The organism is Curtobacterium citreum (assembly GCF_006715175.1).
Classification (GTDB): domain Bacteria; phylum Actinomycetota; class Actinomycetes; order Actinomycetales; family Microbacteriaceae; genus Curtobacterium; species Curtobacterium citreum.
In genome coordinates this window covers 1494642-1520201 of the sequence record NZ_VFMQ01000001.1, presented here as the reverse complement: position 1 = coordinate 1520201, position 25560 = coordinate 1494642, and the positions used below count along the sequence as shown (strand labels likewise).

The 25560-nt window shown below is 72.3% G+C and carries 23 protein-coding genes and 1 riboswitch; of the genes, 11 read left to right on the top strand and 12 right to left on the bottom strand.

The genetic code is table 11. The features are described 5' to 3' along the window. Positions 1-2 precede the first annotated feature (2 nt). Both FB462_RS07260 and FB462_RS07255 read left to right on the top strand, forming a co-directional pair. Positions 3-1205: a glycosyltransferase gene (locus FB462_RS07260; RefSeq protein WP_058741828.1), complete on the top strand. Its 1203-nt coding sequence runs from the start codon at positions 3-5 to the stop codon at positions 1203-1205. Further along, positions 1205-1912 (top strand): uracil-DNA glycosylase, encoded by a 708-nt coding sequence (locus FB462_RS07255; RefSeq protein WP_229666902.1) that lies wholly within the window; start codon positions 1205-1207, stop codon positions 1910-1912. The genes FB462_RS07260 and FB462_RS07255 overlap by 1 nt, the downstream gene beginning before the upstream one ends. A gap of 133 nt (positions 1913-2045) precedes the next feature. On the opposite strand, the gene FB462_RS07250 is transcribed toward FB462_RS07255, so the two are convergent. Both FB462_RS07250 and FB462_RS07245 read right to left on the bottom strand, forming a co-directional pair. Further along, positions 2046-3005 (bottom strand): IS481 family transposase, encoded by a 960-nt coding sequence (locus tag FB462_RS07250; RefSeq protein WP_141861048.1) that lies wholly within the window; start codon positions 3003-3005, stop codon positions 2046-2048. A gap of 128 nt (positions 3006-3133) precedes the next feature. Beyond that, positions 3134-3562 carry a DUF6892 domain-containing protein gene (locus FB462_RS07245; protein ID WP_058741826.1) on the bottom strand — a complete coding sequence of 143 codons (429 nt, stop codon included), beginning with the start codon at positions 3560-3562 and terminating at the stop codon, positions 3134-3136. A gap of 147 nt (positions 3563-3709) precedes the next feature. Here FB462_RS07245 and FB462_RS07240 point away from each other — a divergent pair, with 147 nt between their 5' ends. Both FB462_RS07240 and FB462_RS07235 read left to right on the top strand, forming a co-directional pair. Then, the gene (locus tag FB462_RS07240; protein ID WP_141861045.1) at positions 3710-5170 is read left to right on the top strand and encodes an APC family permease; all 1461 of its coding nucleotides are present in this window, start codon (positions 3710-3712) and stop codon (positions 5168-5170) included. A 180-nt stretch (positions 5171-5350) separates the two neighbouring features. Next, positions 5351-5965 carry a hypothetical protein gene (locus FB462_RS07235; protein WP_141861043.1) on the top strand — a complete coding sequence of 205 codons (615 nt, stop codon included), beginning with the start codon at positions 5351-5353 and terminating at the stop codon, positions 5963-5965. A 22-nt stretch (positions 5966-5987) separates the two neighbouring features. Here FB462_RS07235 and FB462_RS07230 read toward each other — a convergent pair whose 3' ends face one another. The 3 genes from FB462_RS07230 to FB462_RS07220 all read right to left on the bottom strand — a co-directional run bounded on the left by FB462_RS07230 (position 5988) and on the right by FB462_RS07220 (position 7409). Then, positions 5988-6422 (bottom strand): hypothetical protein, encoded by a 435-nt coding sequence (locus tag FB462_RS07230; RefSeq protein ID WP_141861040.1) that lies wholly within the window; start codon positions 6420-6422, stop codon positions 5988-5990. A gap of 148 nt (positions 6423-6570) precedes the next feature. Further along, positions 6571-7065, bottom strand: a complete 495-nt coding sequence (locus FB462_RS17670) for a DUF6264 family protein (RefSeq protein WP_341872459.1) — start codon at positions 7063-7065, stop codon at positions 6571-6573. Further along, positions 7020-7409 (bottom strand): DoxX family protein, encoded by a 390-nt coding sequence (locus tag FB462_RS07220; protein WP_141861036.1) that lies wholly within the window; start codon positions 7407-7409, stop codon positions 7020-7022. The genes FB462_RS17670 and FB462_RS07220 overlap by 46 nt, the downstream gene beginning before the upstream one ends. Positions 7410-7491: 82 nt before the next feature. Here FB462_RS07220 and FB462_RS07215 point away from each other — a divergent pair, with 82 nt between their 5' ends. After that, positions 7492-7824: a hypothetical protein gene (locus FB462_RS07215; protein ID WP_141861034.1), complete on the top strand. Its 333-nt coding sequence runs from the start codon at positions 7492-7494 to the stop codon at positions 7822-7824. Between the two features lie 72 nt (positions 7825-7896). Here FB462_RS07215 and FB462_RS07210 read toward each other — a convergent pair whose 3' ends face one another. Then, complete coding sequence (locus tag FB462_RS07210) at positions 7897-8388, bottom strand: DUF427 domain-containing protein (RefSeq protein WP_141861032.1); 492 nt, start codon at positions 8386-8388, stop codon at positions 7897-7899. A 107-nt stretch (positions 8389-8495) separates the two neighbouring features. Here FB462_RS07210 and FB462_RS07205 point away from each other — a divergent pair, with 107 nt between their 5' ends. Continuing rightward, complete coding sequence (locus FB462_RS07205; protein WP_114850813.1) at positions 8496-9914, top strand: amino acid permease; 1419 nt, start codon at positions 8496-8498, stop codon at positions 9912-9914. Positions 9915-9952: 38 nt separating this feature from the next. Here the strand turns inward: FB462_RS07205 and FB462_RS07200 are convergent, their stop codons facing one another. From FB462_RS07200 to FB462_RS07185, 4 genes are all read right to left on the bottom strand, one after another. Beyond that, entirely contained in the window at positions 9953-10258 is a 306-nt protein-coding gene (locus tag FB462_RS07200) for a hypothetical protein (RefSeq protein WP_114850812.1), read from the bottom strand. A gap of 61 nt (positions 10259-10319) precedes the next feature. Continuing rightward, positions 10320-10766, bottom strand: a complete 447-nt coding sequence (locus FB462_RS07195; RefSeq protein ID WP_229666984.1) for a BLUF domain-containing protein — start codon at positions 10764-10766, stop codon at positions 10320-10322. Between the two features lie 71 nt (positions 10767-10837). Beyond that, positions 10838-12526: an NRAMP family divalent metal transporter gene (locus tag FB462_RS07190; RefSeq protein ID WP_141861029.1), complete on the bottom strand. Its 1689-nt coding sequence runs from the start codon at positions 12524-12526 to the stop codon at positions 10838-10840. 395 nt (positions 12527-12921) lie between these two features. Further along, a riboswitch (M-box (ykoK) riboswitch) is annotated at positions 12922-13093 on the bottom strand. Between the two features lie 80 nt (positions 13094-13173). Next, positions 13174-14529 (bottom strand): LCP family protein, encoded by a 1356-nt coding sequence (locus tag FB462_RS07185; protein ID WP_141861027.1) that lies wholly within the window; start codon positions 14527-14529, stop codon positions 13174-13176. Positions 14530-14715: 186 nt separating this feature from the next. Here FB462_RS07185 and FB462_RS07180 point away from each other — a divergent pair, with 186 nt between their 5' ends. After that, positions 14716-18039 carry a DEAD/DEAH box helicase gene (locus FB462_RS07180; protein WP_141861025.1) on the top strand — a complete coding sequence of 1108 codons (3324 nt, stop codon included), beginning with the start codon at positions 14716-14718 and terminating at the stop codon, positions 18037-18039. A 139-nt stretch (positions 18040-18178) separates the two neighbouring features. Here FB462_RS07180 and FB462_RS07175 read toward each other — a convergent pair whose 3' ends face one another. Then, the gene (locus FB462_RS07175) at positions 18179-18958 is read right to left on the bottom strand and encodes an aldo/keto reductase (RefSeq protein WP_141861023.1); all 780 of its coding nucleotides are present in this window, start codon (positions 18956-18958) and stop codon (positions 18179-18181) included. 94 nt (positions 18959-19052) lie between these two features. Here FB462_RS07175 and FB462_RS07170 point away from each other — a divergent pair, with 94 nt between their 5' ends. The 4 genes from FB462_RS07170 (at position 19053) to FB462_RS07155 (ending at position 21982) form a co-directional block, all read left to right on the top strand. Continuing rightward, entirely contained in the window at positions 19053-19841 is a 789-nt protein-coding gene (locus tag FB462_RS07170; RefSeq protein WP_141861021.1) for an HNH endonuclease family protein, read from the top strand. A 91-nt stretch (positions 19842-19932) separates the two neighbouring features. After that, positions 19933-20727 (top strand): glucose 1-dehydrogenase, encoded by a 795-nt coding sequence (locus FB462_RS07165; protein ID WP_141861019.1) that lies wholly within the window; start codon positions 19933-19935, stop codon positions 20725-20727. Between the two features lie 93 nt (positions 20728-20820). Continuing rightward, positions 20821-21486 carry a GOLPH3/VPS74 family protein gene (locus tag FB462_RS07160; RefSeq protein ID WP_141861017.1) on the top strand — a complete coding sequence of 222 codons (666 nt, stop codon included), beginning with the start codon at positions 20821-20823 and terminating at the stop codon, positions 21484-21486. A 61-nt stretch (positions 21487-21547) separates the two neighbouring features. Next, positions 21548-21982, top strand: a complete 435-nt coding sequence (locus FB462_RS07155; RefSeq protein ID WP_141861015.1) for an SseB family protein — start codon at positions 21548-21550, stop codon at positions 21980-21982. Between the two features lie 50 nt (positions 21983-22032). Here the strand turns inward: FB462_RS07155 and FB462_RS07150 are convergent, their stop codons facing one another. After that, positions 22033-25554: a TM0106 family RecB-like putative nuclease gene (locus FB462_RS07150; protein WP_141861013.1), complete on the bottom strand. Its 3522-nt coding sequence runs from the start codon at positions 25552-25554 to the stop codon at positions 22033-22035. Positions 25555-25560 lie beyond the last annotated feature (6 nt).

The following is a 25560-nucleotide window of genomic DNA, read 5'->3' as shown; positions in this document are numbered from 1 at the left end:
ACGTGAGCACCACCACCGAACCCCTGCGCATCGGGCTGGTGTCGCTGCACACCTCCCCCGGCGACGAGCCCGGCTCCGGCGAGGTCGGCGGCATGAACGTCGTCGTCCGGCACCAGGCCGAGGCCCTGGCGGACCGCGGCCACCAGGTGGACGTGATCACGCGGCGGTCGTCGCCGACCCAGCCGGACTCCGTGTCGCTGCTGCCGGGCGTCTGCCTGCGCTTCCTGTCCGCCGGGCCCGCCGAGCCCGTGCCGAAGGGTGAGCACGACGCGTTCATCGCGCCGTTCCGGGCGGAGCTCGAGCACCTCGGCCCGTACGACGTGCTGCACTCGCACCACTGGTTCTCCGGCGCGGCCGCGCTGCCGGTCGCGCGCGAGCGGGGCATCCCGCACGTGCAGTCATTCCACTCCATCGCCGCCGCCTCGGACACCCCGCTGTCCGAGGGTGAACGCCCCGAATCGGCCGGTCGCGAGGCCGGGGAACGTCTGCTCGCCCGCGAGTCGGACGCGGTCGTCGTCGTCTCCGGGGCCGAGGCCGACACGGTCCGGACGCGCCTGGGCGGCGACCCGACGCGCGTGTGGATCGTGCCGCCGGGCGTCGACGGCTCCGTCTTCCGTCCCGCGGGTGCGGCTGCGCGCCGCGCGGACGTCCCGTACGTGGTCGCCGCCGCGCGCGTCCAGCCGTTGAAGGGACTGGACCTGGCGATCGAGGCGATCGCGGGCATCGGCCAGGAGGCACGCCCCACCCTCGTCATCGCGGGCGACGCCTCGAGCGAGGCGGGCGACCACGTGTCCGAACTGCGTCGGCTCGCCGCCGCGCTCGGCGTGGCCGACCGGGTCACCTTCATCGGACCGCAGTCGCGGGCCGACCTGGCGTTCCTGTTCCGCGGCGCGGCAGCCGTGCTCGTGCCGTCGCACTCCGAGACGTACGGCCTGGTCGCGCTCGAGGGCTCGGCGTCCGGGGTGCCCGTCGTGGCCGCCGCTGCCGGGGGTCTGCGCGAAGCCGTGGTCGACGGTGAGACGGGGATCCTGCTCGAGTCCCGCGACCCGGCCGTGTGGGCCGCCGAGATCGAGCACATCCTGACCGACCCGGTGTACGCGGCATCGCTCGCGGCGGCCGGGCGGGAGCACGCCGAGCGGCTGAGCTGGGAGCGGTCGGCCGGCGGGCTCGAGGACGTGTACCGCCGGGTGCTCGGGCGGGACTGATGGACTCGGGCGTCGGTGCTCGTCCGGACCTGGGGCTGGGTCTGGATCAGGGGCGGTCGTGGACCGGGTTCTGGGCGGCGCTCGACGCGGTGCCCGTGGCCGACGACGCCGAGGCGCTGTACGACCCGTCGACCCCGGCGGGCCGGCTCCGCCGCGAGAACCTGTCCCGGTACCTGGACCACGTGGGCACCGGCGCGGACACCCTGCTCGTCGCCGAGGCCCCGGGCTGGCGCGGGATGACGAACACGGGCATCCCGTTCACGAGCATGCGCGAGCTCGGGTCGCTCGGCTTCGACGCCCTGGAGCCGCCGGAGCCGACGGCACCGTGGGAGGCGTCGTCCCGTGTGGTGCACGCAGCGCTGCAGGACTGGTCGGGGCCGCTGCCGGTGGCGTGGGCGATCTTCCCGCACCACCCGTTCGTGGCGCCGGACCGGTCGACGAACCGGACCCCGCGGCCGGCGGAGGTGCGCGCGGGGGCGCCCGTCGCGCTCGCGCTGCTCGAGGCGTTGCGGCGGTCCGGGTCCGCGGGTGGCGGCTCGGCCGGACGGGACGGCGCCGCCGGGCGGCCGGTGCGGGTCGTGGCCGTCGGGCGGAAGGCGCAGGGGGCGCTCGCGCTCGCGGGCATCGACGCCGTCGCGGTGCGCCACCCGGCGCAGGGCGGCGCGGCACAGTTCACGGAGCAGGTCCGGGCGCTGCAGCGCGGGTAGGGCGCGACGCCGCCCGCTCGCTCCCCCGGCCGCCGCGAGTTCACGCGCTGAGCGACACTTCACGGCCGCGCGAGCTCGTGAGGTGTCGCTGAGCGCGTGAGGTCGACGCGCGCGCACTAGCTGTACTAGGCCGTTAGGTTGGTGACACTCGGGCTGCAGGTGTGAGTCCGTGGCTTGAGTGGGTCCGGCCAGTGTTGTAGTGCTCGATCCAGGGCGCAAGCGCGTCGGCGCGTGCTTGGTTGCTGGTGAAAGGTTGCCGGTAGGCCCACTCGGTCGCGAGGGTCCGGTTGAATCGTTCGACCTTGCCGTTTTGCCATGGGCAGTGGGGTTTGATGAACTTCTGCTTCGCCCCGAGCGCGGCGACGGCGTCCTTGAACGCGGCCGAGTGCCGGTAGGCGAACGCGTTGTCCGAGATCACGCGCTCGATCGTTGCGATGCCGTGCTCAGCGAAGTAGGCCGCCGCGCGTGTCAGGAACGCTGCTGCGGTCGCGCCTTTCTCATCTGGGTGGATCTCCGCGTAGGCGAGTCGAGTGTGATCATCGACGGCCGCGTGGACATAGTCGAACCCGATGCCGCGCCCCCGGAACTCCTCGCGGCGGCCGTGGACCCGCCAGCCTCCGCCGTTCGGGATCCGGCCGAGCTTCTTCACGTCCACGTGGATCAGGTCGCCGGGATGCTCGTGTTCGTACCGGTTCTGTGTTGCCTTCGTCGCGCGGATCAGCGTCCCGGTGACCGGGTCCAGCCAGGCCAGCGGCGGCACACGGTGGCGGGTAAGGATGCGGGAGATCGTCCGCGCGGGAACACCGGTCGCAGCGGCGAGCCTGGCGGGGCCGAACCGGAGCTCGGCCCGCGCGGTCAGGACCGCTGCCTCACGCTCCGGGCTCGTTCTCGTCGGTGTCCGCAGCGGGCGGCTTGACCGGTCCAGTAATCCGATGGCGCCGTCAGCCCGAAACCGACGAACCCACCGGTGCGCGCACTGACGCGAGATGCCGAGCTCCTTGGCAACGTGCGCGACGGGACGACGGTCATCAATGACGCGAGTAATGAGCAGCCGCCGGCCGTGCAGGGTCAGACGGGCATTAGCGTGGGACACAGAGGCCTCCTGGCGATGGCAGAACTAGACAGCTCCATCAAGCCAGGAGGCCTCGCTGAGTCACAAGCCCCGCAGTGTCACCAACGTCACGGCCGGGTACAACTAGCGCGTCGCCGACGCCGGCCGGGTCAGGCGGAGCGGACCTCGACGCCCTTGGCGGCCAGGCGCTCGGAGACGTGGGCGGGCAGCGGTGCGGCGGCGTACACGACGGACAGCGACGGCAGGTCGAGCACGTCGTCCCAGTTCTGCGGGTCGTAGCGGTCGTCCGAGCCGTCCCAGCCGGGGTGCACGTCCTGCAGGACCTCGAGGTCGGCGTCGACGGTCAGCTCGGTCACCAGGTCGAGGTGTGACGGCAGCAGGTCGAGGTCGTCGTAGTACTCGCGGGCGCGGTCGTCCTGCCCCTCGACGTCGAGGTCCTCCTCGCTCTCGTCGTCCGCGTCCCCGTCGTAGGGCTCGAGCACGTCGAGGTCGTAGCAGAGGACGTCGAGCACGAGCAGCTTCGCGTTGAAGTCGGCGAACTCGACGGGTTCTTCGGTGGTGTTCGACTCGTCGTCCATGGCTCCGCAGCGTAGCGACGGACATCGGGGAGTGCCCGCAGACCGCAGCCGCCGGGGTCGTGACAGGCAGGACACGGGCGTGTTGCGATCACCGGGGAGCTTGCTGTGAAAGCGGACAGCATCGTGTCCCCCGGAAGAGGCTGACGCATGGCCACCACGAACACGGACCGCCCAGCGCAGGAGCAGACCGAGCTCCGTCGGGTCATCGGTCCCAAGCTGCTGCTGCTCTTCATCGTCGGCGACATCTTGGGGACGGGTGTCTACGCGCTCACGGGTCAGGTCGCGGCAGAGGTCGGTGGAGCAGCGTGGCTCCTCTTCCTCATCGCCTTCGCCGTCGCCCTGTTGACCGCGTTCTCGTACCTCGAGCTCGTCACGAAGTACCCCCAGACGGCCGGCGCCGCGCTCTACGTGCACAAGGCGTTCGGCATCCACTTCGTCACCTTCATCGTGACGTTCATCGTGATGTGCTCCGGCATCACCTCGGCGTCCACCGCGTCCCGGGCATTCGCCGCGAACCTCGGCGCAGGCTTCGGGCTGGAGCTGCCGAACGCGGCCGTGATGCTCATCGCGATGGGCTTCATGCTCGCCGTGATGGCGATCAACTTCCGCGGCGTCAGCGAGAGCGTCAAGGCGAACGTCGTCCTGACGCTCGTCGAGCTGTCCGGCCTGGTGATGGTCATCCTCATCGGCTTCTGGGCGATCGCTGGGGGCAACGCCGACTTCTCCCGCGTCGTGATGTTCGAGACCCCGGAGGACAAGACGCTGCTGCTCTCCGTGTCGACCGCGACGTCGCTGGCGTTCTTCGCGATGGTCGGGTTCGAGGACTCGGTGAACATGGCCGAGGAGACCAAGGACCCGTCGCGGATCTTCCCGAAGGTGATGCTCACGGGCCTCGGCATCACTGCCGTGATCTACGTGCTCGTGTCCATCTGCGCCGTCGCGGTCGTCCCGATCGGCGAGCTCGCCGGCAACGAGACGCCGCTGGTCACCGTCGTGCAGACCGCCGCGCCGGACTTCCCGATCGCGGACCTGCTGCCCTTCATCTCGATGTTCGCCGTCGCCAACACCGCGCTCATCAACATGATGATGGCGTCCCGGCTGCTGTACGGCATGAGCAAGCAGGGCGTCCTGCCCGGCTTCCTGTCGCGCGTCTCGCCGGCCCGTCGCACCCCGTCGACCTCGATCGTCTTCACCACACTGATCTCCCTGGCGCTGATCGGCTGGGTGTCGCTCGACCCCGACTCCCCCATCGTCGTGGTGCTCGGCGGGACGACGTCGCTCCTGCTGCTGTCGGTGTTCGCGGTCGTCAACGTCACCGTGCTCGTGCTGCGCCGCGACCGCGTGGACCACGAGCACTTCCGAGCCGGCGTCGTCGTCCCGGTGATCGGCGTCATCACGTGTCTGTGGCTCGTGCTCCCGTTCTCGTCCGGCCGTGACCCGCAGCAGTACCAGATCGCGGGTGCCCTGCTCGGGCTCGGGATCCTGCTCTGGGTCGTCACGTGGTTCACGCACGGGCGGAAGCAGCCGGAGAAGGCGCCGACCGGACTCGTCACCGAGCCGACCGTGGTCGTCCACCCGAACCGCCCGGACCACAACGAGGATCGTTGATGGACGCCACGGACCTGATCTTCGCCGTCTCGATCGGGATGATCGTGGTCATCGCCCTCTCGGCGACGGGCCTGTTCGACCGCCGGAGACGCTGAACCGGGGCGCGCCCGGCGCGGGCGCTGGCGCGCTCCCAGGCAGCACCAATACCCTCACCGTGCCCACCGCACGAGAGGACCCGCCATGCGCCGCGCCGGCATCACGATCGCGTCCGTCTTCGGCGCGGGCGTCGTCGCGGCCGTCATCGGGGTCGTGGTGGTCGTCGTGATCGCGGTGCACTCCCTGACCGGCGCCGCGAAGTCCGTCACCGCGGCACCCGCCTGCCCCGAGGTCGCCACACAGAGCATCGGCGGCATCGTCGTCCCCGCCGGACCGGTCGCCGGGTTCTGCCAGGACCGGCTCGTGAACGCCGCGTACGTCATCGAGGCCGCCCAGGCCCTGGGCATCGGGCCGCACACCCAGGCCGTCGGGGTGATGACGGCGATCGGCGAGTCCAGCCTGGTGAACCTCGACCACGGCGACGCCGCCGGCCCGGACAGCCGCGGGCTGTTCCAGCAGCGGGACAACGGCGCGTGGGGCACGTACGAGCAGCGGATGGACCCGTACACCGCGGCGACGATGTTCTACACGAAGCTCGTGAAGACCCCGGGCTGGAAGACGATGACCCCGACGCAGATGGCGCACGCGGTGCAGATCAACTCGGACCCGGACCACTACGCCAAGTTCTGGCCCGAGGCGAAGGCCGTCGTCGAGGGCCTGACCGGTCAGACCGTCCCGGACGCAGCACCGCAGAGCTGACCCCGAGCCTCGATCAGCGAGCTCACGCGGGCTCCGGCAGTTCGTGCTCCTCGAGCTCGATCATCGCGACCCCCGCCGTGTGGACGACGACCTGACCACGCAACCGGATCCCGCGCTCGCGGAACGCACACGCGCACGCGTCCACCCACTCCCAGTCGACCGGGAACAGCCGCGAGTCGCCCGGCCGCTCCCACACGAGCACGACCTCGGCCGCCGAGGCGTCGTCGCGCACGTCGGCGACGAGCGCCGCGAAGTCCTCGACGTGCTCGTCCGGCTGCCACGGCAGGTCCGACACGGGCAGCAGGAACGGCACCGGCCGCGCCCGGTCGTCGAGGAACACCACCCAGCACTGCCGTCGGACGGGCCGACCGACGATGCCGGTGACGAGCGCGACGACGTCGTCATCGGTCCGCGCCGGGGTGGAGAAGAGCTGTTCGAGTGCTTCGGTGTCTGCCATGCACGGCAGCGTTGCGGATCCGGTGGCCCTGCCGAGCCCGGATGACCCGCCCTGTGGACGACACCGCCGGACACCCCGCCTGTGGAGGAGCCAGCTCCGCCCGCAGATCCCGCGCGTGACCGCGCTCATGTCGAGCGCATGACCACGCTCAGATCCCGCGCGTGACCGCCACGTCGGCCAGTGCCCTGGCCACGAAGAACACCACGACCACGAGCCCGGCCCCGAGCAGGGGCACCGGCCAGGTCAACCGGCGCTTCACGAGCCGGACGATGCTCACCACGAGGGCCGCCACGAACACGAGGGCGACGAGGACCGGGCCGACGTACACCACCGCTCCGCCGAGGCCCTGGTCGCAGGTGTTCCCGGGCGCCGCGCACGAGCTGAACCCGAGCGACAGGAGCAGGATGCCCATCGCGGCGACCACGGTCTCGACGGCGAGCAGGACGAGCAGCACGACCGAGACGACCACGTCCGCGACGCGACGGGGTCCCGACGACGGGGGCCGTGCCTCCAGGCCGACGCCATCCGGAGGCGCACCGCGCGCGCCGGAACCTGCCACACCGTCACCCGGCCCGCCGGACCCTGCCGGCGCGACCATCAGCGCGCCCGCGAACCCGGGCCGCGCGTCGACCAGAGTGCCCACGCGATGAGCAGCGGCTGCCCGAACAGGCGCGCGAACCGCTTCTCGTCGGTGTCGAGCCCGAACGCGTCGCGCTGGTTCACCCACTGCGCGAGGTTCCCCGGGAAGATCGCCGTGAAGAACAGCGCCGCGACGTTCCCGACGGTGCGGCGACGGCCCCGAGGCGCGAGCAGCAGCGCGCTGCCGAGACCGATCTCCGCGACGCCGGACGCCAGCACGGTCGTGTCCGTGTCGAGCGGCACGAAGTCGGGCACCTGGGCGCGGAAGTCCCGGCGGGCGAACGTGAGGTGGCTCGTGCCCGCGAACACGAGCGCCAGACCGAGCAGGACACGGAAGAAGGAACGCATGCCTCCATCGTGCTCGGAACTCGGCGGCCCCGCCCGCGTGCCGCCGACGGACAGGGTCGTTCCGCGTCGGTAGGTTCAGGGCATGGGAGGAGCCCGACGGGACACCGAACCGCCCGCCGTGCCCGCGACCGTCGCCGTGCTGCTCGGCCCCGTCGCGGTGTGGATGGGGATCATCGTGCCCGCCGCCGGTCGAGGCCAGCACGTGTTCCTCGCTGCGGCGTTCGGGATCGTCTGCGTCCTCAGCGGCGTGCGTGCGCTCCGCATCGCCGGTCGTCGACGTGCCGTCCGGGTCTGGTCGTGGGTCGGCCTGGTGCTCGGGACGGCCGGCCTGGTGATGCTGGTCTGGCAGGTCCTGTCGTTCGCCACGGGCGGCGCGTTCCCACCGCCGTTCTGGTCGCCCTACGCGCGCGGCTGACGGTCCGCGGGACCGCGGACGGGCGGGAGGATCGGGGCAGCGTCCGCCCCGCCGCGCACGTCGGTCGTGCGGTCACCAGCCGAGGGTGCCCGGGCCGCCCTTGAACGGTCCCACGATCTTCGAGGTGATCCACCCGCCGTAGAAGTCGCCCTCCTGCGCCTGCACCACCTCGCCGCCGACCTCGCACGAGTCCATCGCCGACGGGTACAGCGCGACGCGGTCCCGGAGCGACTCGTACCCGGGCTCCGGCGTCGGGTAGTTCCACGCGGCCCGAGGAGCGACGACCCCGTCCCCACCGACCACGTCGAAGTAGCGCGCGCGGCCCTTGAACTCGCACATGCTCGCGCCGGGGGCCGGCCGCAGCTCGAGGTCCGCCATCGGCACGTAGTACACCGGCGGGTGCGACGTCTCGAGCACCCGCACCGCGTCCGTCGTGTCGACCACGACCGTGCCGCCGAGCCGGACGACCACGCGCTCGGGCACGGGTTCGACGGCGGGCGGTCGGGGGTAGTCCCAGACGGACTCCTGGCCGGGTCCGGGTTCGGTCCTCGCGGGGTGGCGCATGCGTCCGGTGTACACCGCGCGGCTGCCGGCGTCTGCGCGGACGACTCCACGCGTGCCGATCCGCCGCCCGCCTGACACGGAGCCCGCCGCAGGAGCAGAATGGGCGCGTGACGACGACGACACAGGGCATCTTCCGACGGAAGCCGATCGACGCGATCGACGACGAGACCGGCGAGGGCAGCGGCGGCCTGAAACGGCACCTCGGCCTCTGGCAGCTCACCGCGATCGGCGTCGGCGGGATCATCGGCGCGGGCATCTTCACCCTCGCCGGCACGGTCGCGAACGGCGTCGCCGGGCCCGCCGTCCTCATCAGCTTCCTCGTCGCCGGGATCGCGAGCGCCGCCGCCGCCCTGTCGTACGCCGAGTTCGCCGGGCTCATCCCGAAGGCGGGCAGCGCCTACACGTACGGGTACGCCGTGCTCGGCGAGGTGGTCGGGTGGTTCATCGGCTGGGACCTGCTGCTCGAGTACACCGCGATCGTCGCCGTCGTGGCGATCGGCATCTCCGGGTACGTCGGGTTCCTGGTCGGCCAGTTCGGCATCGACCTGCCCGCCTGGATGCTCGGCGCGCCCGGCACCGGCGACGGCCACGTGGTCGACGTCTTCGCGATCGTCCTCTGCCTGCTCACCGCGTTCGTCCTGACCCGCGGCATCCGCAGCGCCGCACGCTTCGAGTTCGTCGCCGTCGGCATCAAGGTCGCGCTGGTGGTGCTCATCATCGTGCTCGGGGTGTTCCACATCAACAGCGCCAACTACGACCCGTACTTCCCGTTCGGGTTCGGCGGCGTGATGACCGGCGCCGCGACGGTGTTCTTCGCCGTGTTCGGCTACGACGCGATGTCGACCGCCGCCGAGGAGTCCACCGACGCCCGCAAGCACATGCCGAAGGCGATCCTGCTGTCCCTCGGCATCGCGATGGTCCTGTACGTGCTGGCCACCCTGGTGCTCACCGGCATGCAGAAGTACACCGACATCGACCCGGCTTCCGGGTTCTCGTCCGCGTTCGCCTCGGTCGGGCTCGGCGGCGTCGCGAACGTCATCGCGATCGGCGCCATCGTCGGCATCGTGACCGTCCTGATCACGTTCATGCTCGGGGCCTCGCGCGTCTGGTTCTCGATGAGCCGCGACGGCCTCATGCCGAAGTGGTTCGCGAAGACCGACCCGAAGCGCCACGTCCCGACCCGGGTCACGTGGATCCTCGGTGTGGCGTCGGCGGTGCTCGCCGGTGTCCTGCCGATCGGGATCGTCGCCGAGCTGACGAACATCGGCATCCTGCTCGCGTTCGTGGTCGTCTGCTCCGCCGTGATCGTGCTGCGCTACCGGCAGCCCGACCTCGACCGCCAGTTCCGGCTGCCCCTCATGCCGGTCGTGCCGATCATCGGCATCATCGCGTCGCTGTGGCTCGTGACGTTCCTGCAGTGGGAGACCTGGGTGCGCTTCGCGATCTGGTTCGCGATCGGCCTCGGCGTGTACTTCGGGTACTCGCGGAAGCACAGCAAGCTCGCGCAGCCCAGCCGCGAGCGCTGAGCCCTGCGCGGTACGGCGGCGGCGCGACCGTGTCGGGACTACTCCTCGACGACCCAGACGTGCTGGACCTGCCACCCCTCGGGGACGGACTCGCGGTAGGCCCGGAGTGCCGCGTCGTAGTCCGGCCCGGACGCCTCGTGCGGCTTCGTCGCCGTGGAACGGGCCGTCGCGCGGATGGTCGTCTCGCCCGTGGCCTTGCTCTCGACCGCGTTCGTCTGCTGCAGCGCGAAGCCGTCCAGGTCGAGGTTCGCGATCGCGACCTCCTTGGCCGTGACCACGGAGTCGGCGAATCCGTCGGCCTCGCGGGTCTCGGTGGAGCGGATCGTGCCTCGCAGTGTCGTCACCCGACCAGTATGGACCGGAGGACGAACACGACGGACCGGACGACGGACGGTGCCGTGCGCCTCACATCTCGCGGCGGTGCTTGCCCTTCGCCGCGGTCGGATCGGCCATCGGGTGGTTCCGGAACCAGCGCAGGAGCTCCCGCGGCCGGCTCTGGTCGGCGCTGCGGTCCCCCTCGTCGAGGAACGTGCTGAAGCCCTCGGGCACCGGCACGCCGTCGGACTCCCGGTCGTACGCCATCGACCAGTCCGGGAACCGTCGGGTGTGGACGCTCTCCTCGACGAGCAGGCGGACCTCGTCGTGCCGACCGTCGGCGACGATCCGGGCGTAGGTGGCGAGCACGGCGTCGTAGGGCCCCTCGAGGAGCTGCATGAAGCGCCCCCCGCGGTGCACGAGCATCCCCGTCAGTCCGTCCTCGGTGTTGCGTCGGCGGGCGTGCTCGAGGACCTCGGCGAGCGCGTCCTCGTCGAACGGCTCGGTCGCCGAGCTCATGTACACCAGGGAATGCATCACGCCTCGATCCTGCACCCGACACCCGTCGTCCGTCTCCCCCAGAACGGGACAGCAGGATCCCAGACCCCTCAGTGTCCGAGCGCCAGCTGCACGACCCGGACGACCACGAGCACCACCGCGACCACCAGGTACACCCGCAGCGCGGTCAGCCCGAGCCGACGACCCGGCGACAGCTGGGGCGCCGGCAGCTGCTCGACCGGCGGCATGCGCCACGACGCGCGGTCCGTGGCGGAGGTGACCCGTGCCTCCAGGCCGGCGACCGCACCACCCACCGGACCGCCACCGGTGCGCGTCCCCGAGACCGCACCCGAGCGACCCCGCTGCGTCCGCACCGTGAAGACCACCCCGACGGCCACCGACAGTGCCGCTCCCCCGAGCAGCACGTCGGTCACCTGCCGGCTCGTGATCGCGGGGAACACGACGCTCACCGTCAGCACGAGCGAGAGCACCACGAGCACCGCCACCACCGCGGCGGTGAAGCGCGTCAGCCACCGTCCGTTCACCCACGGCCCGAGCACCGCCCGGTCCGTGCACAGGAGCAGCAGGAACACCGTCGCCGACGGCAGCAGCACCCCGGCGAGCACCTGCACCCCGACGGTGATCAGGCCGAGCGGGCTCCCGGGTACCAGCACCACCGCGGCGGCGAGCGCGAGCACCCCGGCGAACACGGCGTAGAAGCCCTTCGCGTCCCGGACCGAGCGGTGCAGCGAGTGCCGCATGCCGAGCACGTCCCCGAGGGCGTACGACGTCGACAGCCCCACGGCCGCGGCGCCGATGACGGACGCGTCGATGAGCGCGATCGCGAACAGCACCCCGGCGAGGTGCCCGACCGCGTGCCCGATCCCGACGGCGACCCCACCGGCGTCCGTGAAGTGCCCGGCGCCGGCGTGCCCGCCGAACACCGCGGCGGGCACGGTCATCAGGATCGCGCCGCCGAGCACGACGATCACGATGCCGATCACCAGGTCGACCTTCTCGTAGCCCATGAAGCGCGGCGTGATCCGCTTGTCGATGACGTACGACTGCTGGAAGAACAGCTGCCACGGCGCCACGGTGGTGCCGACGATGCCGATCACCAGGAGCATCACGGTGGACAGGTCGGCACCACGCGGGAAGCCCGGGACGAGGAACCCGTGCACGACCGCCCCCGCTGCGGGGTGGGCGAGGAACGACAGCGGCACGAGCACGAGCGAGCCGGCGATGAGCACCATGCAGAGCCGCTCGAACCGGCGGAAGGACCCGGTGCTCACCGCGGCGATGACGAGCACGGCCGCGGCGACCACGCCGGGGACCTCGGGCAACCCGAGGTACCGGAGCCCGAGGCTGATGCCGATGAACTCGGTGACGATCGTCATCGCGTTGAGGACGAACAGGTCGACCACGCTGAAGGCTCCCCAGAAGCGTCCGAACCGCGCGGTGATGAGCTTCGCGTGCCCCACGCCGGTGACCGCCCCGAGCCGGAGCACCATCTCCTGGTTGACGTACAGGACGGGGACGAGCAGCAGCAGGGTCCAGAGCAGCGAGGTCCCGTCGTCCTGGCCGGCCTGCGTGTAGGTGCCGAACGCGCCGGCGTCGTTGTCGCCGACCATCACGATGAGGCCGGGGCCGACGATCGCGACGAGCGTGCGGAGCTTTCGGCGGAGGCCGGTGCGACGGGCGGTGTCGTCGACGCGGATCGTGCCGAAGGCGCCCTGGATGTCGCCGAGGTGGGCGCTGTCGAGGACGGCGGTGGGACGGGTGTCGGGTGCGGTGGTCATGGCGGGTTCCGTTCCGGGAGGAGATGGGCGCGGCGACGGGGCGCGGCGCAGGGGGCGCCGTCGGTTGCGGCGCGCAGGGCTGCCGTCGGTCGCGGCGCGCAGGGCGGCCGTCGGTCGCGGCGCACGGGAGGCGCGGCCGTCCGTCCGGCGGGTTGGGCGGGCCGGACGGGAGGCGCGGGGCACGTCCGCCACGCTTCGTGCGGGCGGACGGCGGTCACCGGCGCACGCGACGGCCCCTCCGGCCCGGGGGTGGGGACGGACGGGTCACACGGCGACGGTCGACGTCAGGATCGTGAGGGAGGCGCGTCGGAGGACGACCTGTGATGGTCACTGCTCATGGCACACCTCCCGTTCCGTCGGTCGCGCGCAGCGCCCGGCGGACCGGGGACCCGGTCACGCCACTCCCACGTCAGACCTTCAGCACTCCGTGACGTCGACCCGCCGTGTGCGGGAGCCAGTCGGGGCAACCCCTTGCGCCGGGGAGGCCTGTCCTGACCCGTGGCGTCTCTCGACGTTCGGGGTCGCTGGCATGTATCCACGAAGGAGCCTCAGCGAACGGAGGGCGCCTTGCAGGGACGACTGTAGACCCGGCGCACGGGTCGGCACGACCCCGCGGGCCGTTCCTGATCGGACCATCAGCGGACGCCTCAGTTCACGCAGGGGATGCCGCCGGACGCCAGCGGCTGCGCGGCGCTCGTGGTCGTCGTCGAGGGGACCCCTGACGTGGTCGGCGCGCCCTGGGCCGCCCCGGCGCCCTGCCCGGCGGCGCCCCCCGTGCCGGCGGTGCCCTGTGCAGCTCCGGTGCTCGGTGTGGTCGCGGTGCTCGGCGTGGTCGACTGCGTCGCCGCCGGGTGGTCGGACGCCGCGATGAGCGCCGCCGTCGTGGACCGGACCTGCGCGAGGTCGACGATGTTCACGTCCTGCCCGTCCTCGACCCCGTACCGGACGATCGGCAGCGTCTGGAACGTGATCCCGCCTCCGGCGAAGCGCTGCGCGTCCCCCGCGAACGACAGCAGGTCGAACCCGGAGTCGAGGGCGATGTCCTGCTTCGCGGTGTCGATCAGGTGCTGCACGAGCGGGAAGTTCGTCAGCACGTCCTCGTGACGGAGCTTGTAGGCAAGGGCGACGATGAACGCCTGCTCGCGGCGCTCCCGGTCCAGGTCGGTCAGCTCGACGCCCGACCCGCTCGTGTCCCGCCGCTGCCGCACGAACGACAGCGCCTGCGCGGCGTCGAGCGACTGCAGCCCCTTGTGGAAGTCCGCCCCGGAGTACGTGTCGGACGTCGTCTCGTTCAGGCAGACCTGGATCGGCTGCACGGCCTGGGCGATGTCGTAGAACGCCGCCATCGTGACCTCGATGAAGTGGTTGATCGGCACGCCGCCCAGGAACTGCGACACCGTCGTGATCTCCTCCTGCCGCGCGGCCGACCGGGCCTGCTGGTACGCGTCGTCGTGCGACACCCCGGGCTCGGTGTTCACGATGTGCCGCAGTGTCTGGTCGAGCTCGTACCCGTACGCCTGCTTGATCTTCCCCTCGGCGTTCCCGTCCGGCGCCCCGGGGAGCGTCGTCCAGTCGTCACGCGGGATCGAGATGCCGACCGCAGGACCCCCGCCCGCGGGGATGTGGATGAGCATGAGGACGTTCGTGTTGTACCCGCCGTCCGAGCCGTCCCCGGCGTGCAGCGCCTGGTAGGTCGCAGCGGGCAGCACGTTCCCGTCCTCGTCCCGACGGCTGTCGAGCCCCATCACCAGGATGTTCGACTCCCCCTCGGCCTGCGGCACCGCACTGCTGCTCGCGGACGCCCCGGCGACCGGCAGGTGGATGTCCGAGCGGTGGATGCCGGTGTCCAGGTCGACGACCGTCCGCGCGACGGCGACCCCACCGCCGACCAACGCCAGGGCGGCCACGGCCGAGACCCCGAGCAGCACCCGACGTCGGAGTCGGCGTCCCGGACTCGGGGCACGGCGGTGTGCGGCGGGTCGCGGTGCGTGCTGCTGGTCCATCGGGTTCCTCCGGCTCGGTGGGTGCCCGCACTGTACGGTCGCGCCCGACAGGGAGCCGGGGACCTGCCTCGGACCGGGCCTGCGCTCCTCCACAGCCTCGGCTGTGGCCCGCGGAACCGCGCGGTTCCGCCGCACCGGATCGGCCTGCGGGGATTCGCAGTCGGTGGCGGCTGGCACGATGGTCCCGTGCCAGCCGTCCCGATGATCGACGCCGTCGACGTCATCCGCTTCGTCGGTCCGCAGACCTTCGGGCGCGGGCGGGACGTCGTGCGGGCGGGACTGGTCGAGGACGCCGCCTGGCGCGAGGACGACGGCACCGTCACCGCGACCGTCACCGGGTCCGCCGACGACCCGTACGAGCTCCGCGTCGAGACGACGCTCGCCCGCGGGGACTTCGTCCGCCCGGTCCGCAGCACCTGCACCTGCCCCCTCGGCGGCGACTGCAAGCACGTCGCGGCCGCGCTCCTCACCGTCAACGCGCGCGCGTTGGCAGCCGCCTCGGGTCCGCGACGCGTCGCACCGGTCGAGACCCCACCGGAGCCGGACTGGAGGCACGACCTCGCCCGCCTCGCCGGCGACGACCCGCAGGTGGCCGGCCCGCAGGGCACCCCGATGGGGCTGCAGTTCGAGCTGCGGGACGCGGTGCCGTCGAAGCTCGCCGCCCGGGCTCGCGCCGTCGGTCGAGCGCTGCCGTCCCGGGCCCGCAGCGTCCGGCTCGGTGTCCGGCCCGTCACGCGGAGCGACGCCGGCAACTGGGTGCGCGGGCAGCTCACCTGGGGCACGCTCCCCTACTCGGTCAACCGGCTCGGGCTCGCGCCGGAGCAGCACGCGTGGTTCCTGCAGTTCGCGGCGCTCCACCGCGCCGGGCAGCTCGCCGGGCTGCCGGGCGAGAGCGACTGGGTGCACCTCGACGACTTCCAGAGCCCGCTCCTGTGGCCGCTGCTCCGCCAGGCGCCGGCGCTCGGGATCGCGTTCGTGACCGGGAAGCGCGAGGGCGGCGCGGTCCTCGGCGAGCAGGCACAGGTGCTCCTCGACGCCGTCCGGTCCGAGGACGGCCTGGTGCTCGGCGCGAGCGCGGTGCTCGACGGCCGACCGGCGCCCGACGGCGCAGCCCGCACGATCGGCGACCACGGTGTGTACGTCTTCCGCGAGAGCCCGGAGTTCCACGTCGCGCTCGCCCCGACGCCGGCCCCGGTGCCCGAGGACCAGCGGCGCATGCTCGTCGACGACGTCCGCATCACCGTCCCCCGGGCCGAGGTCGACGAGTTCCTGGCCGACTGGTCCCCCCGGCTCCGCGGCGCGCTCGGGCTCGTCAGCTCCGACGGCTCGGTCGAGCTCCCCGAACGTCGGGCGCCCGAGCTCGTGCTCACCGCGACCTTCGAGCCCGCCCGCGCGCCGCGCACCGACGACCGCGTGCACCTGCAGTGGCGCTGGCAGGTCGACGGGCGGAAGGACCCGGTCGCGCTGCACGGCCCGCTCCCCGACCTGACCGGCGTCCGGGCGGCCGACGACCCCGCGGTCGAGGCAGGCTCCGATCCCGTGACCACCGCCGCCGGTCCGGGCGGCGGCCTCGCCTGGTTCGAGGACGGCACGATCGACGGTGCCGACGTCGCGGTCTTCGCGAACGAACTGCTCCCGGCGCTGCCCGGCCACGGCGTCCGCACGGTCGTCCAGGGCGAACGGCAGGACTACGAGCGCCTGACCGGACGGCCGCACATCAAGGTCACGACCATGCCGTCGGACAAGCACGACTGGTTCGACCTCGGCATCTTCGTCACCGTGAACGGCAAGCAGGTGCCATTCACGCCGCTCCTCCGCGCCCTCGCGAACCGGGACCGGCGGATGAAGCTCATCGACAGCTCGTACCTGTCGTTGTCCGACCCGGCGTTCGACCGGCTCAAGGAGCTCATCGAGGAAGCCCGCGACCTCGAGGAGTGGGAGCCCGACGCTCCCCTGACGGTGACGCCGCTACAGGCCGGACTCTGGTCGGAGTTCGACCAGCTCGCCGACGAGACCGAGCACGACGAGCGCTGGCAGCGCATCGCCGCGGGGCTCCTCGACGCCACACCGCCCGGGGACGTCCCCGTGCCGGACACCGTGCACGCCGAGCTCCGGCCCTACCAGCACGCCGGGTACGCGTGGCTGCGCTTCCTGCGGGAGCACGGCATCGGCGGGGTGCTCGCCGACGACATGGGCCTCGGCAAGACCCTGCAGGTGCTCGCGATGATCGCCGCCGCCCGCCGGGACGAGCCGGACGCGCCGCCGTTCCTCGTCGTCGCCCCGACCTCCGTCGTCGGCAACTGGGCGGACGAGGCCGCACGGTTCGTGCCGTCCCTCACGGTGACCACCGTCACGGCGACCTCGCTCAAGGACCCGGCGCGCGTGGTCAAGGCGGCCGCGGGGTCCGACGTGGTCGTGACGTCGTACGCCCTGCTCCGGCTCGACGCGGCCGAGTACCGCGAGACGCGCTGGTCGGCGCTCGTGCTCGACGAGGCGCAGTTCGTGAAGAACCCGCAGTCGCAGACCCACCGGGCGGCGGCGGAGCTCGGCGCCCCCGTGACGTTCGCGATCACCGGCACCCCGCTCGAGAACGGGCTCACCGACCTCTGGGCGCTGTTCCACGTCGCCGCTCCCGGCCTGCTGTCGTCCTGGTCGCGGTTCGGCGACGACTACGTGAAGCCCCTCGGGTCGCCGGACCTCCGCGGCGAGGCCCGCGCCGAGCTCACCGCGCGGCTCCGGCGGCGGATCCGGCCGCTCATGCTGCGCCGGACGAAGGAGAGCGTCGCCGCCGACCTGCCGCCGAAGCAGGAGCAGGTCGTCCGGGTCACCCTCGACCCCGCGCACCGCGCGCTGTACGAGACGACGCTCAACCGGGAGCGGCTGAAGGTGCTCGACCTGATCGACGACCTGGCCCGCAACCGGATGATCGTCTTCCGGTCCCTCACCCTGCTCCGGATGCTCGCCCTCTCCCCCGCCCTCGTGCAGGAGACCGAGGAGCCCGTGCCCTCCGCGAAGCTCGAGCTGCTGCTCGACGAGCTCGAACAGCTCGCCGCCGAGGGCCGCCGGGCGCTGGTGTTCAGTCAGTTCACGACCTTCCTGCGGATGGTCGCCGAGGCCTTGGACGCGCGGGGCGTCGGCTATGAGTACCTCGACGGGTCCACCCGGAAGCGCCCGCAGGTCATCGAGCGCTTCCGCTCCGGCACCGCGCCGGCGTTCCTCATCTCACTGAAGGCCGGCGGCTTCGGGCTGACCCTGACCGAGGCGGACACCGTGTTCGTGCTCGACCCGTGGTGGAACCCTGCTGCCGAGTCCCAGGCGGTCGACCGGACGCACCGCATCGGGCAGACCCGGTCCGTGAACGTGCAGCGGTTCATCGCCGAGGACACCATCGAGGAGAAGGTCCTCGCGCTCGCGGCGAAGAAGGCCGAGCTGTTCGCCACGATGATCGACGACGACGCCCTGTTCGCCGACGACCTGACCGCCGACGACATCCGCTCTCTCCTCACCTGAAGCACGTTCCTGCGTCGGCCGCCGGCGCGGCGTGCTCCCGCACAACCGGAAGCACGCTGCACCACCGCGATCGGCGGCACGGCGTGCTTCCCGTTGTGCGACGTTCCCGGCGGGCCGTCAGCCGCGCACGGGCGCGAGGTCAGCGCGCGAGTGCGTCGATCCGAGCGACCTCGTCGGCGGAGAGCTCCAGGTGCACACCCTCGGCGTTCGAGCGGATGCGGTCCGGGTTCGACGACTTCGGGATGACGACGAACCCGTGCGCGACGTGCCACGCGACGATCACCTGCGCACTGTCGACGTCGTGCGCGCCGGCGATCTCGACCAGGGTCGGGTCCTGCAGGTTGCTCGCCTTGAAGGGGCTGTAGCCCTCGAGCACGACGCCGCGCTCCCGTAGCCCGTCGGCGATCGCGCGGTCGAACTCGACCGGGCTCCACCGGATCTGGTTGACGGCCGGGGCGGTGCCGGTGGCAGAGACGAGCTCGTCGATCTGCGCGAGCGAGTAGTTGCTCACGCCGACCGCCCGGGTCAGCCCGTCGGCCTGCGCCTGGACGACCTGCTCCCAGACGTCCGGTCGGGCCTCGCCGTTCGGCGGCCAGTGCACGAGCCACAGGTCCAGGTGGTCGAGGCCGAGCTGCTCGAGGCTCTCCTCGATCGTCTGGCGCACACGGTCGGCGTTGTCCGGCGGCAGCTTCGTGGTGACGAACACGTCGTCCCGGGCGAGCCCGGACGCGGCGAGGGCCTTGCCGACGCCGCGCTGGTTCGAGTAGCCCGTCGCGGTGTCGACGTGGCGGTACCCGGCCTCGAGCGCAGCGCCCACGGCGGCGGGTGCGTCGGCGTCCGGGATCTGCCAGGTGCCGAAGCCGAGGAGCGGCATCGACCCACCGGTGACGGGCACGGAAGGAGTGGCGTGATCGGTCATGCACCCGTGTCTACGCCGCCGTTCGTCGGTGCCGTACGGGAAGGTGGACGACGGCCCGCCCGGGCCCGCACCACCGCACCACCCGGAGTCCTCCATGCCGTCGAACCGACGCCGCACCCCCGTCACCCTCACGTCCCTCGTCGTCGTCCTCGTCCTGGCGGCCGGCGGCTACCTCGTGCACCGGACCGGTGACGCGGCGCCGACCCCAGGCGCGATCGCAGCCGACGGGACGGGCGCGAGCCGCGCCTCCAGTCCGACGACCGTCTCGACCACCCCCACCACCGCCACCGTTCCCGTCCCCAGCAGCGCGCCGGACCCCACCGGCACCGTGGACGCGGCGACCGCCCGCCAGCAACTCGCCGCGCTCCCCGTCAAGGGCAAGGCCCCGGCGACGGGCTACGACCGCGTCGGGGACTTCGGCACCGCCTGGCTCGACGTCGACCACAACGGCTGCGACACCCGGAACGACGTGCTCGCCCGGGACCTGACCGACCTGCAGCGCGAGGGGCCGTGCAAGGTCCTCCGCGGCGCCCTGACCTCCCCCTACACCGGGGAGCACGTCGACTTCGTGCGGGGGAACACCACGTCGACCCTCGTGCAGATCGACCACGTCGTCGCGCTCGAGAACGCCTGGCGCACCGGTGCCCAGCAGCTCAGCCAGCGGGAGCGCGAGGCCCTGGCGAACGACCCGGAGAACCTGTTCGCGGTCGACGGGCACTCGAACGCGCAGAAGCGGTCGGGCGACGCGGCGACCTGGCTGCCCGCGGCGACGGGCTTCCGCTGCACCTACGTCGCGCACCAGGTCGCGGTGAAGACGAAGTACCACCTGTGGGTCGCCCCTGCCGAACACGATGCGATCGCGCGCATCCTCGACCACTGCTGACGAACGCGCTGGACAACAGGTGTAGCCTAACTGGCGAGCTGATGCAGACGCATCGACCCTTCATCGTCGAAGACCGCAGGAGGCCTCCAGCATGACCAGCACCACCACCCGCTTCACCGACCGCGTCGTCCTCATCACCGGCGGCGGCTCCGGCCTCGGCCGCGCGACCGCCGTCCGCCTGGCGACCGAGGGCGCCGCGCTGTCCCTCGTCGACGTCTCCGCCGAGGGCCTCGAGGCGACCAAGACCGCCGTCCTCGACGCCGCCCCCGAGGCCCAGGTCGTCACCACCGTCGCCGACGTCTCCGACGAGGCGCAGGTCGAGGCCTACGTCGCCGCGACCACCGAGCGCTTCGGCCGCATCGACGGCTTCTTCAACAACGCCGGCATCGAGGGCAAGCAGAACCCCACCGAGTCCTTCACCGCCGCCGAGTTCGACAAGGTCGTCTCGATCAACCTCCGCGGGGTGTTCCTCGGCCTCGAGAAGGTCCTGGGGGTCATGCGCGAGCAGGGCTCCGGCATGGTCGTGAACACCGCGAGCGTCGGCGGCATCCGCGGCATCGGCAACCAGTCCGGGTACGCCGCCGCGAAGCACGGCGTCGTCGGCCTGACCCGCAACTCCGCCGTCGAGTACGGCCAGTACGGCATCCGCATCAACGCGATCGCCCCCGGCGCCGTCTGGACGCCGATGGTCGAGAACTCGATGAAGCAGATCGACGCCGAGAACCCCCGCAAGGCCGCCGAGGAGTTCATCCAGGTCAACCCGACCAAGCGCTACGGCGAGGCCCCCGAGATCGCCTCGGTCGTCGCCTTCCTGCTCTCCGACGACGCGAGCTACGTCAACGCGACGGTCGTCCCGATCGACGGCGGGCAGTCGGCCAAGTACTGAAGCTGCCCCTCCGGCAGCCGGCGCGCGCCCGTCTGCGCCGACTGCCGGCCGGGAGGCACGACACACCCCCGTCCCGTGTGGCACGCTGCCAGCATGGCCGAGTTGCTGACGATCCCCCAGGTGTTCGCGCTGCTGCAGCTCGCGCCGGACGGTCGGGCCCGCGCGACCGTGACGCGCACGCAGCTCGGGACCGCCGGGGGCGTCCTCGCCGACCTCGCCCTGCGCGGCGCGATCACCCTGTCGAAGGACCGGGTCGTCATCGCGTCCGGCACACCGACGGGCGACCAGGTCCTCGACACCGCGCTCGCGTGGATCGCGTCCGATCCGCCGAGGTCCGCGAAGTGGTGGGTCCGCCAGCTCGGCAAGCGGACCCTGCACGACGGGGTGGTCGCCCAGCTGGTGCAGCGGGGCGTGCTCACCGCGGAGCAGCACCGCACCCTGCTGGTCTTCACCACGACCCGGCATCCCGAGCGCGACGGCCTGCCGAGGGCCCAGGCGCGTCAGGCGGTCGACGAGGTCCTGGCCGGTCGAGCAGCCCCGTCCTCCTACGTCGCGGCGGTCATCGGCCTGCTCGACGCCACGGACACGCTCCGCTCGGAGTTCGGTCGGGTCGACAAGCGCTTCCTCCGCTCGGTCGTGCAAGGCGACTGGGTCGCACCCGCGGTCCGTCAGGTGCTCGCCGACATCAACGCGTCGGCAGCCATGACGGCTGGGGTCCTCGCTTCGAGCACCGCGGCGACGACAGCGGGGAGCAACTGAGCTCGCGCCGTTCCCCGGTCCGCTGGCCGGGTTGGTCACCGCGGCGTGACAGCATGGCCGGATGAGCACGAACGAGACGGACGGGTCGGCCTTCGGTCGGGGCGTCGACAAGACCCCGCCCACCGCAGCCGCCGAGCTCCGCCGTCGGATGGCGACATCGCCCGCGGGGTTCCTGCGCAGCGCGGCCTGGGTGCCGTGGAAGCCCGAGGGCGCCCCGGAGGGCGGCAGCATCGCGCACGTGATCATCCGGGACCTGCCGTTCGTGCCGGTGTTCACCGACCCCGAGGAACTCGCCGCCGGGCTGCCCGGCACCGAGGGTCGGCCGGTCCCGATGTCCGAGCTCGTGACCGCGCTCCCCGAGGAGTTCGGCATCGTGGTCGACCCGACGAGCGCCGAGGCCGCGAACTTCCTGCACGCCGACGTCCTGGCGAACATGCGCGAGCAGATGCACGGGGGCGTGCCGACCGAGGACGGAGCCGGCACCGACGAGGCCTGACCCGCCCGCGGCTCGGGAGCAACGCGCCCCGGGTCCGCGGACCAGGTCGGTCAGGTGTGGGCCGGAACCGGGTCCTCCTGCCGAGACCGGGGCTCGACGAGCTCGATGAACCGGGAGAGCAGGGACAGCCCGGCGATCGACGGCGGCAGCCCGGTCGTCAGCGCGGGTGAGTGCACGAGGTACGCCGCCCACTTCGCCCGGGACAGCGCCACGTTCAGCCGGTTCGGCATGAGCAGGAAGTCGAGCCCCCGTGGGATGTCCGCCGCGCTCGAGGCTGCGAGCGATGTGATCGACACCACGGCTTCGCGCCCCTGGAACATGTCCACGGTGCCGACCTGCGTCGCGCGGAGCCCGGCGTCGTCGAGTGCCTCGCGGATCATGGCACCCTGCGCGTTGTAGGGCGCGACGACGATGACGTCCTCGTCGGTGAGCACGCGCGTGGTGTCCCCGTCGGTCCACGTTCGACCGACGACGTCCCGGGCGAGGGCCACGACCCGCTCGGCTTCCTCGACCGAGGACGTCGTGTTCCCGGCGTGCACGACCGGCACGGGGTGGACACCAGGGTCGATGCCCTCGAGGTGCCGGCCGGACACCATCGACGCCAGCTGCCCGTCGTACGACAGACCGGACACCGCTGCGGTCAGCGCGGGCTCCATCCGGCGAGTGCGGGCGAGGAAGTAGCCGAACTCCGCGGGCAGCACGTGCTCCCCGTCGGCGAGCCAGCCGAGCGCCGACTGGTCGACCGGCTCCGGGTGCGACCCCTGGGAGACCTGCGGCAGCTGCTGCGGGTCGCCGAGCAGGAGCAGGCGGGTCGCGGCGATCGAGGACGCGATGGTCGGGGCGAGCGAGAACTGCCCGGCCTCGTCGACGACGAGCAGGTCGAGGGAGCGCCGCGGGATCGTGCCCTCGTTCGCGAACGTCCACGCGGTCCCACCGACGACGCCGCCGGTGCCGGTCTCGGCGCACGAGGACAGGAACGCGGCGACGGCGGCGTTGTTCTTCACGGGCGTCCACGCGGCGGCCTCGAGCTCGTCCTCGGTCGCGCCGGACTTCGGCACCTTCACGACCCGGTCGGCGGGCACACCGGCACCCACGACGGACGCGAGGAAGTTCTCCGACGTCGCGTGCGACTGCCCGACGACCCCGACGCGCCATCCGTGCTCGCGGACGAGTCGGGCGACGACGTTCGACCCGACGTAGGTCTTGCCGGTGCCCGGAGGGCCCTGGATCGCGAGGTACGACCGGTCGAGGCCGAGCAGCGTCGCGACCACGGCGGACACCGTGTCGTCACCCTGCACGGCGGCGAGCGCTCCCCGCGGCGGGACCCGGCGGAGCAGGTCGAGCGCGGGGTCGGGCAGCATCGCCGGCAGCGCGTCGAGCACCTCCTGCCCCCACTCGGCGATCGCCTCGGGCTGGGGCTTCGCGCGCGGCGGGGCCGCCGGGGCGAGCGCGACCGGGAACTCGGCCTGCGGCTCCCCGCCACCGACCGGCAGGCTCTCCTTGACCAGCACCTCGAACGCCTCGCCGTTCTCGCCCGCGTCGAGCACGACCGCGCGAGCCGACGCACCCTTCGACCCGGGGGCCGGAGCGGTGACCGACGGCGGGAGCGGGTCGTCGTAGACGAGGTGGGGCGTGCCTCCAGGCCGGATCCGCGAGCCGGGCGCGAGCGTCCCCGACAACCGGATCTCCCTCGACTGCGAGCGGGCACGCGGCAGCGTGCCCCAGTCGCGCTCGACCGACGCGCGCTCGACCACCAGGACGTCCCGCGTGTCCGCCCAGTCGTCGACGGGGTTCCGGAGGCGGTCGAAGTGGTCCTGCCAGAAGGTCTTCGCCTCGCGGCGGTGGTAGTCGATCGCGGCGGCGGCGAGCGCCAGCGCGGTCTGGTCGGCGTCGCGGTCGAGGGGGTCGACGTCCGCGAGCTCGGCGGTGAGCGCCGTGTAGACGGGGTTCGGTTCGCGCTCGACCGGGATCGGCGGCAGGAGTTCCTCGGGCTGAACCGGCGCAGCGGGCGCTGCCTGCCGCAGGGACAGGAGCCAGTCCCGCAGCCGCAGCGTCGAGCGGCAGTCGTAGGCGTTGTAGTCGGCGACCTCGTCGAGCATGTGCTGCCCCGCGGCCGGGTCGCCGTTCCGGAGCTCCTCGATCGCGTCGACGTAGGCGGTGATGCTGTCCGCGGCGTTCGTGACGTCGCTCAGCCGCAGGTCGTCGCCCATGTAGAGCGGCTCGAGCTTCTTGATCGAGTAGCTGTGGCTCCCGACCACCAGAGCCTTGCGGACGATCGGGTACAGGTCGACGAGGACCCCCGCGCGGAGCAGGTCGTCGACGACGTCCTCGCCGACGCCGTGCCGGGCGGCGAGGGAGAGCAGGTGCGTCCGCTCGTACGCGGCGTAGTGGTAGACGTGCATGCCCGGGTGCTGCTCGCGGCGCTCCTGCACGAACGCGAGGAAGTCGACCAACGCCTGCCGCTCGTCGCGGATCGTGTGCGCCCAGAACGCCGTGAACGCGGCACGGTCGTCGACCAGGCCGAACAGGTAGTCGAGTCCCCAGTGCAGGCCGTCCTCGGTGTGCAGGGGGTCACCCTCGAAGTCGAAGAACACGTCGCCCGGGTCGGGTGCAGGGATCGCGTCGAGCGCGCGCGGGTCGAGGACCTCGAAGCGCGGCTTGGTCGCGTGGCCGGTTTCGCGGTGCGCGTGCTGTTCGGCTTCGCTCTCGGTCTGGAGGCGCGCCTGACGAACCAGTCTGTCTTGCGTGGATCGCGGCATGCCTGGTACGGCCGCGGTGCGGTCCGCCAGGTCGTCGATCGTCCGCACCCCCTGCCGGATCAGCTTCGTGCGCTGGTCGAGGCGCATCCCGGCGACGAGGACCAGGTCACGGTGCTGCTGCACCTGGGTCTGGCAGATCGCGCAGCGGCCGCAGCTGGAGTACCGCGGGTCGCCCCAGCGGAGCTCGTCGTCTTCTGCGATCCGCTCGGCGATGACCCGCTCGAGCTCGGCGCGCTGCGTCCGGTAGACCGGGGCGATGTCGCCGAGGTCGTGCGTGGTCGTCGTCCGGTCGCCAAGGACGAGGTGCACCTGGCGGCCCGTCGGGATGCCGTGCGCCTGCATCCGCTCGGCGTAGGCCGCGAGCTGGAGCAGGGCGCTGATCTTCGCGTGCCGGGCGAGCTTGGTGTCGTAGACCTCGTACTCCCCCGCCTCGTTCCGGACGATGAAGTCCGCGAAGCCGATGAAGCCCGGACGGTCGACGGTCGGCGGCTCGTGGAAGGTCGGCTGGTACAGGACGTCCGCACCTTCGGCGAAGGCGTGTCTCGCTCTGGCGGCAGCGGTCGCGTAGTCCGGCGGGGCCGGGCGCTCGAACTCCACCACGTCCCGGGTCCGCTTCAGGACCTCCAGGTAGTCCAGCTCGTGCTGGTCCCCCAGGCGGGCGGTGCGCTCGAGCATGTCGTCGTGCTGGTCGGGTAGGGGTCCACCGCGACCGAGCTTGGCGTCGAGGCGGCGGAGGAACGCCCACTCGCAGGACGCCCACGTGCTGAGGTCGCTCGGGCTGAGCAGGACCTGCTCGTCGACGCCGATCTGCATGCGCTC